The organism is Photorhabdus machadonis (genome assembly GCF_052657765.1).
In genome coordinates this window covers 2,148,489-2,161,324 of sequence record NZ_CP199761.1, presented here as the reverse complement: position 1 = coordinate 2,161,324, position 12,836 = coordinate 2,148,489, and the positions used below count along the sequence as shown (strand labels likewise).

The 12,836-nt window shown below is 40.0% G+C and carries 13 protein-coding genes and 1 tRNA gene; 6 read left to right on the top strand and 8 right to left on the bottom strand.

Features of this window, described 5'->3' with window-relative positions:
* The 8 genes from ACUN2T_RS10310 to ACUN2T_RS10275 form a co-directional block, all read right to left on the bottom strand.
* A complete protein-coding gene (locus tag ACUN2T_RS10310; protein WP_445497374.1) occupies positions 1-2,010 on the bottom strand; it encodes a lytic transglycosylase catalytic in 2,010 nt (669 codons plus the stop codon).
* On the bottom strand, positions 2,000-2,125 hold the full coding sequence (locus ACUN2T_RS10305) for a DUF6889 family protein (RefSeq protein ID WP_021325270.1): 126 nt from the start codon (positions 2,123-2,125) through the stop codon (positions 2,000-2,002). The genes ACUN2T_RS10310 and ACUN2T_RS10305 overlap by 11 nt, the downstream gene beginning before the upstream one ends.
* 77 nt (positions 2,126-2,202) lie before the next feature.
* Positions 2,203-2,613, bottom strand: a complete 411-nt coding sequence (locus ACUN2T_RS10300) for a phage tail assembly chaperone (RefSeq protein ID WP_445497373.1) — start codon at positions 2,611-2,613, stop codon at positions 2,203-2,205.
* A gap of 99 nt (positions 2,614-2,712) precedes the next feature.
* On the bottom strand, positions 2,713-3,153 hold the full coding sequence (locus tag ACUN2T_RS10295; RefSeq protein ID WP_445497372.1) for a DUF3277 family protein: 441 nt from the start codon (positions 3,151-3,153) through the stop codon (positions 2,713-2,715).
* 9 nt (positions 3,154-3,162) lie between these two features.
* Positions 3,163-4,632 (bottom strand): DUF3383 domain-containing protein, encoded by a 1,470-nt coding sequence (locus ACUN2T_RS10290; protein ID WP_445497371.1) that lies wholly within the window; start codon positions 4,630-4,632, stop codon positions 3,163-3,165.
* Between the two features lie 3 nt (positions 4,633-4,635).
* Positions 4,636-5,184 (bottom strand): phage neck terminator protein, encoded by a 549-nt coding sequence (locus ACUN2T_RS10285; RefSeq protein ID WP_445497370.1) that lies wholly within the window; start codon positions 5,182-5,184, stop codon positions 4,636-4,638.
* A gap of 312 nt (positions 5,185-5,496) precedes the next feature.
* A complete protein-coding gene (locus ACUN2T_RS10280) occupies positions 5,497-5,916 on the bottom strand; it encodes an antiterminator Q family protein (RefSeq protein ID WP_445497369.1) in 420 nt (139 codons plus the stop codon).
* Between the two features lie 1,224 nt (positions 5,917-7,140).
* Positions 7,141-7,216: transfer RNA gene (locus ACUN2T_RS10275), tRNA-Thr, on the bottom strand.
* Positions 7,217-7,813: 597 nt separating this feature from the next.
* Between ACUN2T_RS10275 and ACUN2T_RS10270 the strand changes: the two genes are divergently transcribed.
* The 6 genes from ACUN2T_RS10270 to ACUN2T_RS10245 all read left to right on the top strand — a co-directional run bounded on the left by ACUN2T_RS10270 (position 7,814) and on the right by ACUN2T_RS10245 (position 12,787).
* Positions 7,814-8,167 carry a Dabb family protein gene (locus ACUN2T_RS10270; protein ID WP_445497368.1) on the top strand — a complete coding sequence of 118 codons (354 nt, stop codon included), beginning with the start codon at positions 7,814-7,816 and terminating at the stop codon, positions 8,165-8,167.
* 1 nt (position 8,168) lies between these two features.
* Positions 8,169-8,591 (top strand): DUF2000 domain-containing protein, encoded by a 423-nt coding sequence (locus ACUN2T_RS10265; protein WP_021325278.1) that lies wholly within the window; start codon positions 8,169-8,171, stop codon positions 8,589-8,591.
* Between the two features lie 6 nt (positions 8,592-8,597).
* Positions 8,598-10,001 (top strand): phenylacetate--CoA ligase family protein, encoded by a 1,404-nt coding sequence (locus ACUN2T_RS10260; RefSeq protein WP_445497367.1) that lies wholly within the window; start codon positions 8,598-8,600, stop codon positions 9,999-10,001.
* The gene (locus ACUN2T_RS10255; RefSeq protein ID WP_445497366.1) at positions 9,998-10,945 is read left to right on the top strand and encodes a branched-chain amino acid transaminase; all 948 of its coding nucleotides are present in this window, start codon (positions 9,998-10,000) and stop codon (positions 10,943-10,945) included. The genes ACUN2T_RS10260 and ACUN2T_RS10255 overlap by 4 nt, the downstream gene beginning before the upstream one ends.
* A 19-nt stretch (positions 10,946-10,964) precedes the next feature.
* The gene (locus ACUN2T_RS10250; RefSeq protein ID WP_445497365.1) at positions 10,965-11,543 is read left to right on the top strand and encodes a prephenate decarboxylase; all 579 of its coding nucleotides are present in this window, start codon (positions 10,965-10,967) and stop codon (positions 11,541-11,543) included.
* 218 nt (positions 11,544-11,761) lie between these two features.
* Positions 11,762-12,787, top strand: coding sequence for an IS630-like element ISPlu3 family transposase (locus tag ACUN2T_RS10245; RefSeq protein WP_445493927.1), 1,026 nt, complete (start codon positions 11,762-11,764; stop codon positions 12,785-12,787).
* Positions 12,788-12,836: the final 49 nt, after the last annotated feature.

Below are 12,836 nucleotides of genomic sequence, written 5' to 3'. Positions count from 1 at the left end.
TTATCTCACCTGTGTTTGCATATTTCGAAGTAGCATACTGTGAGTGCGTTCTACTGTTTCCCCAGTCAGTCTGGCCGCCTCTCTGGGAGATTCAACGCCGTTAACCTCAATATGGTAATTAACTTCTCCTATCCCCATTACATTATTGCCAGTGGGTATTGGCGCATGCAGTAGTAAATGGGGAGTCAGTATCTGATGATTCATCATGCTGTTGATATTGGTCACCGCACCACGGATCATTCGGGGATCAATCGAAATATTTTTCAAAGAATGAGCGACATTATTCAGATGTCCAGCCAATTTTGAGGGTTTATTCGGTGGCGGTCCGATCATCGCAGCACCGAAATGAATAAATTCATTCTTATCAACACCCATTTTAGGATGGCTTTCAAGTATCACCGCCATCTGATGTCTAACATTAATATTGTTTGGATTGTTATTTTGCCTCCCTGCTGTCGTCTTATCTGATTTATTGGCTACTACAGGAGCATCTCCAGGAATATCTGCCGCGAATAGAGAATACCCTTTCGGGGTTGTGCTTTCCCCGCGTTTATCTACCCAATTCCCTTTTTCATCCCAATAGGCATTGCCTTCTCCAATAAGGGCAGAGCCAAAATCGTCCCAAGTTTTCGCTGTCCTAATTCTCTGAAAATAATTATACCCACCAAAAGCCCGATTGAGTGCCTTATCAATATACGGCTCTGATGCAACAGCAACTACACCAGCAACGCCTGCTTTACCCAATATTCCACTGGCGGTGACAGATTTTGATGCTTTAGCCAAGCTAAGAACGGCATTTGTCACGCTGGATATTCCTTTGATCATCTTCGCAGCCCATGAAACTGCAACGAAAGCCGCAAACCCCTTTAATACGTTTTCCCAACCTCCAACAGCCTTAGCCCCTTCATTTATCCAACCTGCAATTTTTTCAATGGCTTTAAGAAACTCATCAATATAAGGTTTCCATTTATCCCAATCGATAAAATGTTTCCCTCCCTGTTTCCAAACCTTATAGTCCTCATAAAGCAAGAGCAATGCCGCAGCCAATGACGTAATCATCCCTATCGGCGAAGTCATAAAGGCCATATTTAAGAGTTTCCATGCAAGCAGTAAACCACCAAGCGATTTAACAACGGTTTTCGTACTGCCATCCAGCCTGTCCCACCCGTCAATTAAATCACTGATAGCTTCACCGACCCGACTTACCAATAGTGTTATGCCATCAGCCAGATTCAGTATGACATGCAATACACGAGTGATAACCTTTTCTATTTCAGGGAAATTAAGCAGGATAGTTTGTTGAAATGATTCAATATTCTTAATCAATTCTCCCGCCAAATCTGCACCTATTTTTTCTTTCATCATCCCAAACAAGCTGTTTAAGGAATTCATATGTGTCATAAACTGATTGGACTGCTGCGCCGCTCTGGTAGGGTTATAACCGATGGTTTTCATCATGCCCTGATATTCAGAGACATATTCACCAATCCCACGACGCATAGCCATCAAGGTGTTTTCATCAATACCCAGTCTGCTGGCGTATTGATTAGCGCGATCCAGCGGCATTTTTGATAACTGCTCACCCGCTTGTACCACCAGAGATGCTGTATCTCGAAGGTTACCATTTGCATCCCGAGTCCGAACGCCTATGTTTTGCAACAATCCCTCACTATCGGGATTTTTATGGAGTGAATTGGCAACCCCCTCAAGTGATTGATTGAATCCTTCAATACTTCCCCCAGCCTGACTGACGGCATAGCCAATGGCTTTAATTTTTTCAGCTGTTGCACCTGTTTTCTGTGACTGCCAATAGAGCTTATTCAAGCCATCAGCTATTTGAGTTGTGAAGTTAACCACCGCGAATGCCGCGTTTTCAATTTCCGCCCGCATTTTGAGAACATTAGCCATTACTTCGGTGATAACAGCCATGAATTTACGCTGTCCCACTTCGTCAACATCAAACCTAAGTGATCCCAGGAAATCTTCAATTGTTTCAGTGTCATTGCTCACTTCGCCACCTCTCTATCATGGCCTCATTTTCCGATTTAACGTCAAGGGCATCATTCATCAGTGCAATATCAGCCAGGTCAAGAACGCCATCTTTCAAAGATTCATAACGGCACATACCCGAAATGACCGGGCGTAACAGGTAATCACGCCCTTCCGGCAGGGTTTCAAAATTTAAGCTGGCTCGTCCTGGAATTACACTGCGCTCTCTAATGGGGCGGGAAAAAAATTTCCCAATGAGTCTCTGATAATAACGCCCACAATTTTCAACAATTCTAAGCCATTGATGTCATCGAACATCAATACCTGACCATTAGATTCATAAATCTTGCTCCAGATACCATTCTGTTCTCGGGAAACCACTGATAAACAAATATCATTAATTTCATGCCGGTTAGATTTTCCCAGCGCATTGATTGATTCAATCAAGTAAGGAATTAGTTCTTCAAAGCCCGTCGCACCATCATCATTTCTGTCTGTAACAATTTTTTTCATGAGCGGCCCAAGTGCCGGAATGGCTGGAGCCAAAGCCACTGCCAGATCCTGTTGCTGAAAAGCGTTCAGTTTGCCGCTGCGATACTTTTTACCGTCAATTTCAAATTCCATAATCATCCCTTAAAACTTGTCCGAAAAACCGCTCAAGCCACTGAAATATAAATCTAATGCTGGCTTGAGCGTTGTTTCAGCGTCTATGAAGTCAATTCGTTAGAATGTGCCTAACATGATGTCAATTTTTCCGCAATCAAATACCCAGGCAACGGTACCGCCGGCTTTAGCATTCTGCAAATCCGGCTGCTTCTGAAATGCGACAGAACGGGCAACAGCTGTGTCGTTACTCTGTTTATTGCGAATAACAATCACGTTATTACCCCATGCTGCCGATGAAAGCGATTGTGTACTCAGCATCGCGTTCAGTTTGGCGTTCACCGGGCTGGTTTTAAGTAAGTTAACGGTGATAGTGCCAGATTTGGACGCATGCAATGAATGCATCACTTCACCGTCTGCCCCTGTGGTCATGGTGTTTTTGCTTTCTAACATTGTGACAGTGATACCCTCATCAGAGAGGGCTGCGCCGTTACCAAGATCAAAAGAACCGCCAACTCCGGTAATAGACGCGGAGACATCAAGAAAAGAATATGTAGCCATTTTCAACCCTTATCTGTTTACATTAATAATGACATCAGCGTAGTGAATAGCCCCGGCTAATTTGATAGCACACTGGATAACCGGTGCTTTTCGGGCTTCCCTATCAGCCTGCGCTTGTGTCGCAATGGGTGGTGCGTAAACGTAATAACCTTTCGTCAACGTTGCGCCGCTATTCAGCGCACCAATGGGATCGCCCCCCCATACACCATGAGCAATCAATCCATTGGTTACCGCTTGATCAAGTGACTGTTCAACATTAGTAATCAAACGCGTGACACCTTCATCAGTCTGCGGGATCTTGCTGGTGCTGGTGTAAAGTAAGTTATAAAGATTGTTCTGAACGTAGTTCTGCAACCAATCCAGACCGTGGCGCTCGTCAATAAAATCGCCGTTCGCCATGACACCTTCCTGGATAATGGCCGTATCGTTGTTGTATTTAACAAAAACGTTGCCGTTTTTCTTCTTCAAGGCGTTAGCTTGCGTTGCTGTCAGGCTTTCCGCCGTCACAGCCGGTTCTTGTTTGAATTTCAGGGTAATGGTGGTGTTATTGCCATTGAAATTGACGGTAAACATCCGTCCCATCAGAGAAGCGGCGGTATACGGTTTACCCGATGAATATTGCCAGAGCGTGCGCTGATAGTTTCCGCCTTTCAGTTGTGTTCCGATATCAGTAGCAACGTCAGCATCCAATACCTCTGTTTTCTGTACTGTATGCCCATAGATACGAGAAACCGATGCAGATTCGATGTAGTCAGCAACAGACAAAATATCTTTATCCGCCAGTGAATCATCAGCAATAACCAGCCCGTACCAACCACTGGACAACGCTCCCAATGTTGCCACCGCCTCTGCAATCGTTTCGGCTTTAGTCGGTTCGGTAACCATAGCGCCAGAGACTTCATCCAGTTTTAACAGTTCGCCAATATAAGTTCCGGTCGTTGCCGGTAAGATATAATCCATCATGCCCGAAGAATGCGGTACGATGGTGAAACGTGAAGATGCCATGTCATAAGTGACCGAACAATCTTTCAACTTATCCTCTACCCGTTGGGCAACGCCATTAAGATTCGTCTCTTTACTAAAATCAATACCACTGCATATCATCTCTTTACCATTAATCATTAATTTAAAAGAGCCATCCGTTACAGCAGTAAATTTATTGATTGTTTGCTGTTGCTTATTCAGTATTGCACTCTGCAAAGAGGAAATAACGTTGTCTTTAGCCCATCGACCAATATATAAATCAACCGGGCGTGGTGACTGGGAGTAATAAAGCGCTGCGGCCTGATATTCCGGTGAAGTCAGTCCAAAATCAGTACCGACACCATCAATATCAGAATACAGACGTAAACGTTCTTGAGTGTTGATCACGTTGCTTGCGCCGACTATCAGTAACGCACCAAAGTTCCGGGACTGGGCCGCATGAGGAGCCATATTCAACGTGACATTGATAATGTTTGAAACAGGTAAACCCTGCATAATTTAATCTCCAAAGAATTTGACAGGCGCTTCCACCAGTGATTTAACACCGTATTCACGCACTACTTTTCGCCGCAAGGTGATCGTCATGTCGTAACGACGCACCCACTGGTTATTGATAAGCTCAGGTAAGGCAACCAACTGGCCGGATTTATCTACTGAGAGGCCAAAACGTCCCAATTCGTCATTGTTCTGACTGACCACCAGCCCATCACGAAAACAGGTGCCGTACCGCTGGCAGTTCGGGCCATAAAATGAAACTAAGCATTCGATTTCTTCATGGCGCCATAATTCAGTACTTTCTTCTGTCTGGTTCTCAAAAGCAGGCGTAACATCCGAAATAAAACCCATAATGCCAAAATCACACCCGTCATCATCCACTGGTAACGGTGGCGATTGTACGGATGTCCATCGGGAACGCACTTTATCGTCAGGCAATCCAGAAACACCACTCACCCAACAACTCAGAGTGTGCTCCAGTTCCTCATCGTACTCAGGCCCAGGAGTGACAGACGTTAACCAACCAGCTTTATCACTACCGTTGCTCATCAAAAACACCTCCATCAAACAGCAATAACGCACCATGTTCCTGGGTAAACCAAGCCCAATACAAGCTTCGTTCCCAATAGCGGGTTATGATTGATTTAACAGGGATACCGACCGCAAAAATAAGGAAATAGGTGTGAGCGATTCGCGGTGGCAAATACGAAAAAGGCCGCAACAAAATGCGACCTCTACAATGATTATTTAAATTTTCACTTCTATCGCTACGTAATAGCAGATGCTGCAAAAGCCGAATGAAATAAGCCCCGATAAGAATATCGGGGCTTATTAGCTTTAGCGCTTATTCGCAACTTTAACTGATTAGTACACTACCATAGCTTTTTGCGTACGCGTAAGCTTTTTGTGCTCTCGTATTTCATCATCCATTTCTAACTTAATATCGAGCATAGCCAGACATCCCTGTACAAAACTTTCTCCCTTTTGTAACCGGGAACGCACTTCAATATCCGATACTTCAAGTAAACGCGCTATGGACCGTTTAGAAAGCCTTAAAGCGTAGTACATAAATAAAACTTCAATTTCTTCAGACTTATCTACCGTCTGTAGCTTCGCTATACAAGCATCAATGATCAAACCATCGTTATCACAGCAAGAAGGACGTAATGGACGAGTTGACGTAATCAGACCTTTAAATCCAGCAGCGATTGGTGGCCAATTGACACCAGTGTCATCATCAACCCAACCGCCCCAACGCTCTAAAACTTGTTGAATATTGCGCATACATTTTGACCTTTTAACTTTTAGTAACAAATAGTAGTAAAAATTATTTTCGGTATGGTCTCATGCATCCATGCATTCGGTATTATAACAAATTTCTCATTCTCTATTTCTGTGTTTCTTTGTTGCTTAACTACATCGTTTAAATACATCTTCTTACTGAATCTATTAAATGAAAATACTAAATAATCCTTGTTTCGATCAGGCTTAACTTTAGCGGCAAACTCATAACATCGTTGTTAATCCAAATGGCCACAAGGTGTTTTTCTTCCTCATCTAAATATTATTTATTTAACTTTACAAGCTTCTTTTAACCCTTAAATATACCTTCTTTGAAAATACTCAGAGCCTAAAATAATACGAATACTCTTTATTGTTTCTCGAAAATACTTAAACAACATACCAGCCCCTCTTATTATAAGATAAAAAAATACATTAAATAAAAAAATAGCACAGATTTTTATCTCATAGATATTAAAGTGTAAAAAATATTCCGGATCGGTCGTGAAATGCGGGTTTCTACACCGAAATCAAGGATACAGAAATCATACTGTTGGTATAGCAATAAACGATAAACCAGCGTAAATACAGGATTTAACCAACAGTGTTTCAAATATCTTAACCAAATTAAACAAAACATTTAAAGCATAAATAGGACTCATGGTGCCAACGGAAAATTACCAATTATCAGGTAAATATCCATGAAAAAAGTTTTAACGCTGTCAAATATATTCTTCTTGTGACCAACGAGTTTTTTAACTCATACTATTCAATAGACAGTTTGTAGAAAATATTTTTCTAGTCTGAAGCGACATTTATCTAATACGTTTTTACAATATCAATACCTTCCGCTATCTCTGCCATACCTCATCTCTTTTTTTCCCGACGCCATCAGACTAATAGATAAATACACGCCATAGCAAACATTTTCTTACGCCTGAAAGACTGACATCACAAACACTAATATTTCTCTCGGTTAACTTTGACAAGCATAAATAAACCCGTATCACCTGAAAGTTTGTATTTATTTTATTTCTGTTTTAACTATTTCAACCTGATGAACTGTTAATTTTATGCAGGTACTTATACCTTTAATTCAATACCCGTTTTAACAAGAAATTGTAACGAAAAACGGCGAATTCATCTGGATATATAAACAGTACTCCTGGACAATAGGCATGAAAAAATCCGCCATCTTCTAAGAAAATGGCGGATCCTCATTTGATTTGGTGCCGGCTACCGGAGTCGAACTGGTGACCTACTGATTACAAGTCAGTTGCTCTACCAACTGAGCTAAGCCGGCGTATTTCAGGGGTAGCCCCTGAAAGCGAGCGCAGTATATGACAATCTGCTGCAAACAATCAAGCATAAATAATAAATTATGTAAAAACACCGCCAAAACTCTATTATTAGTGACCAATTCAACGACATACAACTATCTCAAGGCACTCTAATGTAAGGCTACTGCCGCCTATTAGAAGATAGCCACTGGTCATAAAACAGCCTTATTGTCTGACAGGCAGGGAAGACAGGACATTCAAAGTCCCCAAATTATATGAAGGTTTGTTACATGTTAAAAAACAGATACTCAAACAAAGACCACAAAACAAGTTTTCAAAAAGTAGAGTAGATAGGAAACCATTCCAGTACCCAATTAGGCTTCTTTTTAACACACCAAAGGCGAGCTATAGCAGATTTTCTATCCTTGACCAAACGGCAATCTTTCTACTTATCTTTAATTTATTACCATCTGGAAATAGTTGACTGCTATAAATGCAATATGATATTTAAATTAGACGCAAATCAAAAAAACTAAATCAGGTATGCGCTAGGATTAGGTGTAAATCAGACTATTTCCATATGTTATTATAACTCAAAATCACTAATTATGAGGTAAATTATGCCGGGCAAAAATAGCTTAATCGCACATCAAGTTTTTTTTACCTTCAAGGATGGAATAAACTGGGATAGCGAACAGGCTATATTAGCAGAGAAAGTGACTTTAAATCATATAAATGAGATAAGTGAAATAAAAGGATGGTTTTGTGGTCGCAGTACAGTAGATAGAAAGCAATCGGTTGATTTTAGTTTAATTGGCTACTTTGAAAGTTACGAAGACCTGAATATATATATAAATCATCCCGATCATGTAGAAGGCGTGGTGTTATGGAAAGAAATCAGTACATGGACCGTTTCGGATATTATTATCGACAGAAATAAATTAATCAATTTTGCTCAGTTAATAGGAAAGTAGTATGGAGTTTGACGAAAGTCTGCATAAAAGCGTAGTCGTTATTGCTGATAGCCTGCCACTTGGTTTGGCAATGAATGCATTAAGTGTCATTAGTGTTTCAATCGGTAAAACTATCAACGGAATCGTCGGGCACGATGTTTTTAGTAAAGACAGCATTTGTTATCCCGGTGTTGTTAAAACACCTCTGCCTATTTTGAAAGCAAGCCATGATGTTCTGGATGCTATTCATCATAAATTAAAATCTGACGATAATTTTAAGTTGAGCCCTTTTTCTTGTTTGGCTCAATCATGCAGAACATATGAGGAATATGAAGGGAAATTATCCGCTGAACATTCTGATGAATTGAAGTTATCTGGAATTGGCATAGTTGGACCAAAGAAAGATATCAATAAACTCACTGGCAACTTACCACTTTACAGGTAACACATTATGTATTCTATTTTTAGAAGCGATCTTCATGAATTAGGGCTGAAATACCTGGCTGAATTAAAACACTATATGTCTGGAAAGATAGATATATCTGCCCTGGAAGAAATACAATATGGAAAATTGAAAGAAATCATCAATTATGCAAAAGATGGATCATCTTTCTATAATGAGCGTCTGAATGCAATAAATTCGAATGATGATAACAATCTATCTTCACTCATTGAAAAACTTCCCTTTACAACAAAGTCAGATTTAAGTAAAGCAGGGAACACAATATCTTCTGACAACCTGAATAACGCCTGGATATATTATGAAACAACAGGTACAACCGGGCCTTCAACACCTTGCCCCCGGAATGAAATAGATTCTTTAGTGAATAATAGTTTTCTGACACTGCAATATGAGTCTATTTTTAACCAAGAAGATAAACAACATATTATTGGCGTCATGGGGCCAACGGAATTGCACTCTACCGGCGATACATTTGAAGATGTATTTCGCAGTTTAGGACATACCGTCATCAAAATGTGGCCTCGTTCACCTGTTGTCGGTATGCACAGAGTGCTAAGGCTGATACAAGATCTCAAAATAACCGCTTTAGTTTGTACCCCTGCGGTCGCTGCTGAGTTGCTAAAATATTGTCGTGACAATGGATGTAATCCACAGAAATTAGGTATCGAAATCATTTTAGTGCTTGGTGAACTTATTACGCCAAATAGATTAAGAAATTTATCCCGAAATTGGGGAGCCAAAATTTATAACTGCATGTATGCATCGCAAGAAACCTCAATTTTGGCGGCTTGCAACGATACTAACAAGCTTATTACTATTCCATTCAATAATTATTATGAGCTGATTTGTCCTTTTACTCATCAAAAATTAAATGTTGGAGATAACCACGTTGCCGGTGAATTAGTGATTACACACTTATATAAAGGGAATAAGCCACTGATTCGATACAGAACAGGGGATATGGTTCGATGCAAAGCAATCGGCTTAAATCGCTGGGAAATCGAGCCTATCGGCAGAGTAAAAGATGTATTAGTGTTGAATAATACCAATGTGTACGCTTTTGACATTGAAAACGCAGTATTTGAAGAGCTTGAATATTGTTTTGAATACTTTATTGAAATCAACAATATATCTGGTACAGATGAACTGAAAATAACATTAGAGCCAAGTGATGAATTAAATGATGCGTCACTCATTAATAAAATAAAGGAAAAAATGGAATCCAAGTTCAATATGAAGGTCAATGTACATGTCGGAGATGTCGGTGGGCTGATTGGTACAGCGGCAATGGTCAGTTGGAAAGCCGCGCGGATCCATGACCTAAGAGATGATAGCAACAACATTGAGCGAAATTCAGCTTTAGAAATCATGAAAAAGAGAGCAACTAAATGACAACCAATATCGTTAGTCCGGTTCATAAAGATTGGATTGTATTTCTAGACGGAGAATATATCAACTTTAGCAGCGCAACCTTTCTCGCAAGTACCCAAGCTTTAAATTATGGTACCGGTATATTCGAAGGGATACGGGCTTATTGGGACCAGGATAACAACCAACTCAATTTATTTAGGGTACATGAGCACTATGAACGGTTAATTCAATCGGCAAAAACACTGAAAATTGAAATACCTTATACCTGTCATGAATTGATCGATATTACCAAAAACATCATTATTAAAAACGGATTTAAACAAGACATTTATATAAGACCATTAGCACTTAAAAAATCATTAATGCCTGGTGAGAAATTTGGCGTTAAGTTAAGTGGTGTAGACTCAACTCTCTGTATTAATATGTTACCGATGGGCGCTTATGCTAAAAAAACGGCTTCCAAGTGTCTGATTTCAAAATGGCGACGTGTATCGAATGCAGCAATTCCCTCTTCTGCCAAAATTACCGGCACCTATGTTAATTCTGCACTTGCTTACGAAGATGCCAAAGAGCACGGATTTGATGATGCCATTATGCTGAATGAACAAGGCATGTGTGCTGAAGCAAGTACATCAAATGTTTTTATTGTTAAAGATAATTGTGTTATTACACCATCTCTTAGCTCTGGCATTCTTAATGGAATAACCAGACAATCTGTTTTCGATATTTGTAAATTCCATAGTATTCCCTGTATTGAGTCAGAAGTTCAACAAAAAGATCTCTATGAAGCAGATGCCTGTTTCTTAACAGGTACTGGCATTGAAATATCAATTGTTTCGCAAATAGACGATATATCATATATCCAAAAAGAAGATTCCATAGCCAATGTTATCGCTAAAGATTATCAAGAAATAATTAGAGGCAGAATAGGCGAGTTTTCACATTGGTTAAGTCCAGTTTATTAGTGTAAGCCCAGGAGACACCATGGAGTGTGTTTTTTTTAGTTTCGATAAAGATATATTTGATGTTTTAAATATAGCGACTTTAGGCCCATCAGGTACAAGTAGTGAACAATCCGCTATCCGTTTTGGTGAATTTGCAATTGAAAATAAAGTCGCCAAAAGTTACCAAATTGTTCTATGTAATACTTACGAAGAAGCCAGCAGTCAAATTATTTTAAATAACTGCCAAGCATTAGTGGTAGCCAACGCTTATCACAACATTAGTGAGTTTTATATGGACAATAGATTTAATTTGTCGGCCGCATTTTTAAATTATACACCGAATTATGGTATAGCTATTCGTGACGAATTAACTAAAGATAACATCATCATTGCAAGCCATCCGGCACCAAAAGCGTTAATTCCAGAATTGCTGCCTGATAACCTGAAAATAGTGGATATCATTTTTAAAGACTCAACAAGTTCAGCCGCAAAAGCGGTCGCCAATTCAGAGGTAGATGCCGCACTAACAACGGAAGTGGCAGCAAAATTACACAAATTAAAATTTATTTCTCATATTCGACCAATTAAAATGCTTTGGTCAGTATTTAAATCTGCATAAGAGCCAATATTGCTCTGAAATATGCAACTATTATATACCCTATGGATTTCAAGATGGATCGCGGCGGCAAGGGAGCGAATCCTCGGGAGCATAGATAACGATGTGACCGGGGTGAGTGAGTACAGCCAACAAAGAGGCAACTTGAAAGATAACGGGTATATACCCGTAATCATTGAAGATGCTTGATTTTATCCGAAATGGAGATCATTATCCTCGCTATGAAAATATTTATTACATCAGAACAAAAAATCAAACTTGAACGTCTTCACGACACCACTCGTGATGGCCAAGTACGAGACAGAATAAAAGCGATCCTTCTGGCTTCTGAAGGGTGGAGTTCTGTGATGATAGCCCAGGCATTGCGACTCCATCAGACCACTGTTGACCGCCATATCAGTGATTATCTTAATCAAGGTAAACTTAAATCTGATAATGGGGGGTCTGATAGTTTGCTTTCTCGAGAGCAAACTGATTTTTTAATCAACCACTTATCTCAACATCTTTTCCATCACACCCATGAAATCGTGGCCTATGTTGCTCAGCTCTGGAATATTACCTTTAGCATTCCCGGCATGAATAAATGGCTACACCGTCAGGGTTTTTCTTATAAAAAACCTTGTGGTGTCCCTCATAAATTCGAGGCAGAAAAACAGATACAATTTATTGAATATTATGAAAATCTTAAAATCACAGCGAAAGATGAACCCATCCTTTTTCTTGACGCTGTTCACCCGACTCAAGGCACCAAACTCGGTTATGGCTGGATGCGAAAAGGCGAGAAAAAAACCGTCAAGACAACAGGAAGCCGAACTCGCCTGAATATATTGGGCGCGCTCAACCTGAATGCCATTGGTCGTACGGTGTTCCAGGAATATCAAACCATCAATGACTACAACATTTGCTGTTTTTTCAACGAAATAAGGAAGTCTTATCCTGACTATCATCAAAAAATTCATCTTATTGTGGATGGGGCGGGTTACAACAAAGCTCATCTTGTGAAGGAGTGGGCTTATGTTAGCAATATTGAGTTACATTATCTTCCTCCCTATAGCCCAAATTTAAACCCGATAGAGCGATTATGGAAGGTCATGAATGAACATGTTCGAAATAACCGTTATTTCGCTGATAAACATGAATTTCGAGACAAAGTCTTCAAATTTTTCACCACAACGCTACCGGATATAGCGGACTCGCTGATGTCTAGAATTAATGACCATTTTCAGGTGCTAAAAACTGCATCTTGAAGTTTCTTGGGTATAGATCTATTTAAAATTTCGATATACGGAGGTTATT

Coding starts and splice junctions, on each gene's coding strand:
- ACUN2T_RS10245 (WP_445493927.1), top strand. CDS start 11,762: ATGAAAATATTTATTACATCAGAACAAAAAATCAAACTTGAACGTCTT.
- ACUN2T_RS10295 (WP_445497372.1), bottom strand. CDS start 3,153: ATGGCTACATATTCTTTTCTTGATGTCTCCGCGTCTATTACCGGAGTT.
- ACUN2T_RS10265 (WP_021325278.1), top strand. CDS start 8,169: ATGGAGTTTGACGAAAGTCTGCATAAAAGCGTAGTCGTTATTGCTGAT.
- ACUN2T_RS10290 (WP_445497371.1), bottom strand. CDS start 4,632: ATGCAGGGTTTACCTGTTTCAAACATTATCAATGTCACGTTGAATATG.
- ACUN2T_RS10260 (WP_445497367.1), top strand. CDS start 8,598: ATGTATTCTATTTTTAGAAGCGATCTTCATGAATTAGGGCTGAAATAC.
- ACUN2T_RS10280 (WP_445497369.1), bottom strand. CDS start 5,916: ATGCGCAATATTCAACAAGTTTTAGAGCGTTGGGGCGGTTGGGTTGAT.
- ACUN2T_RS10255 (WP_445497366.1), top strand. CDS start 9,998: ATGACAACCAATATCGTTAGTCCGGTTCATAAAGATTGGATTGTATTT.
- ACUN2T_RS10305 (WP_021325270.1), bottom strand. CDS start 2,125: ATGTGCCGTTATGAATCTTTGAAAGATGGCGTTCTTGACCTGGCTGAT.
- ACUN2T_RS10300 (WP_445497373.1), bottom strand. CDS start 2,613: ATGGAATTTGAAATTGACGGTAAAAAGTATCGCAGCGGCAAACTGAAC.
- ACUN2T_RS10270 (WP_445497368.1), top strand. CDS start 7,814: ATGCCGGGCAAAAATAGCTTAATCGCACATCAAGTTTTTTTTACCTTC.
- ACUN2T_RS10250 (WP_445497365.1), top strand. CDS start 10,965: ATGGAGTGTGTTTTTTTTAGTTTCGATAAAGATATATTTGATGTTTTA.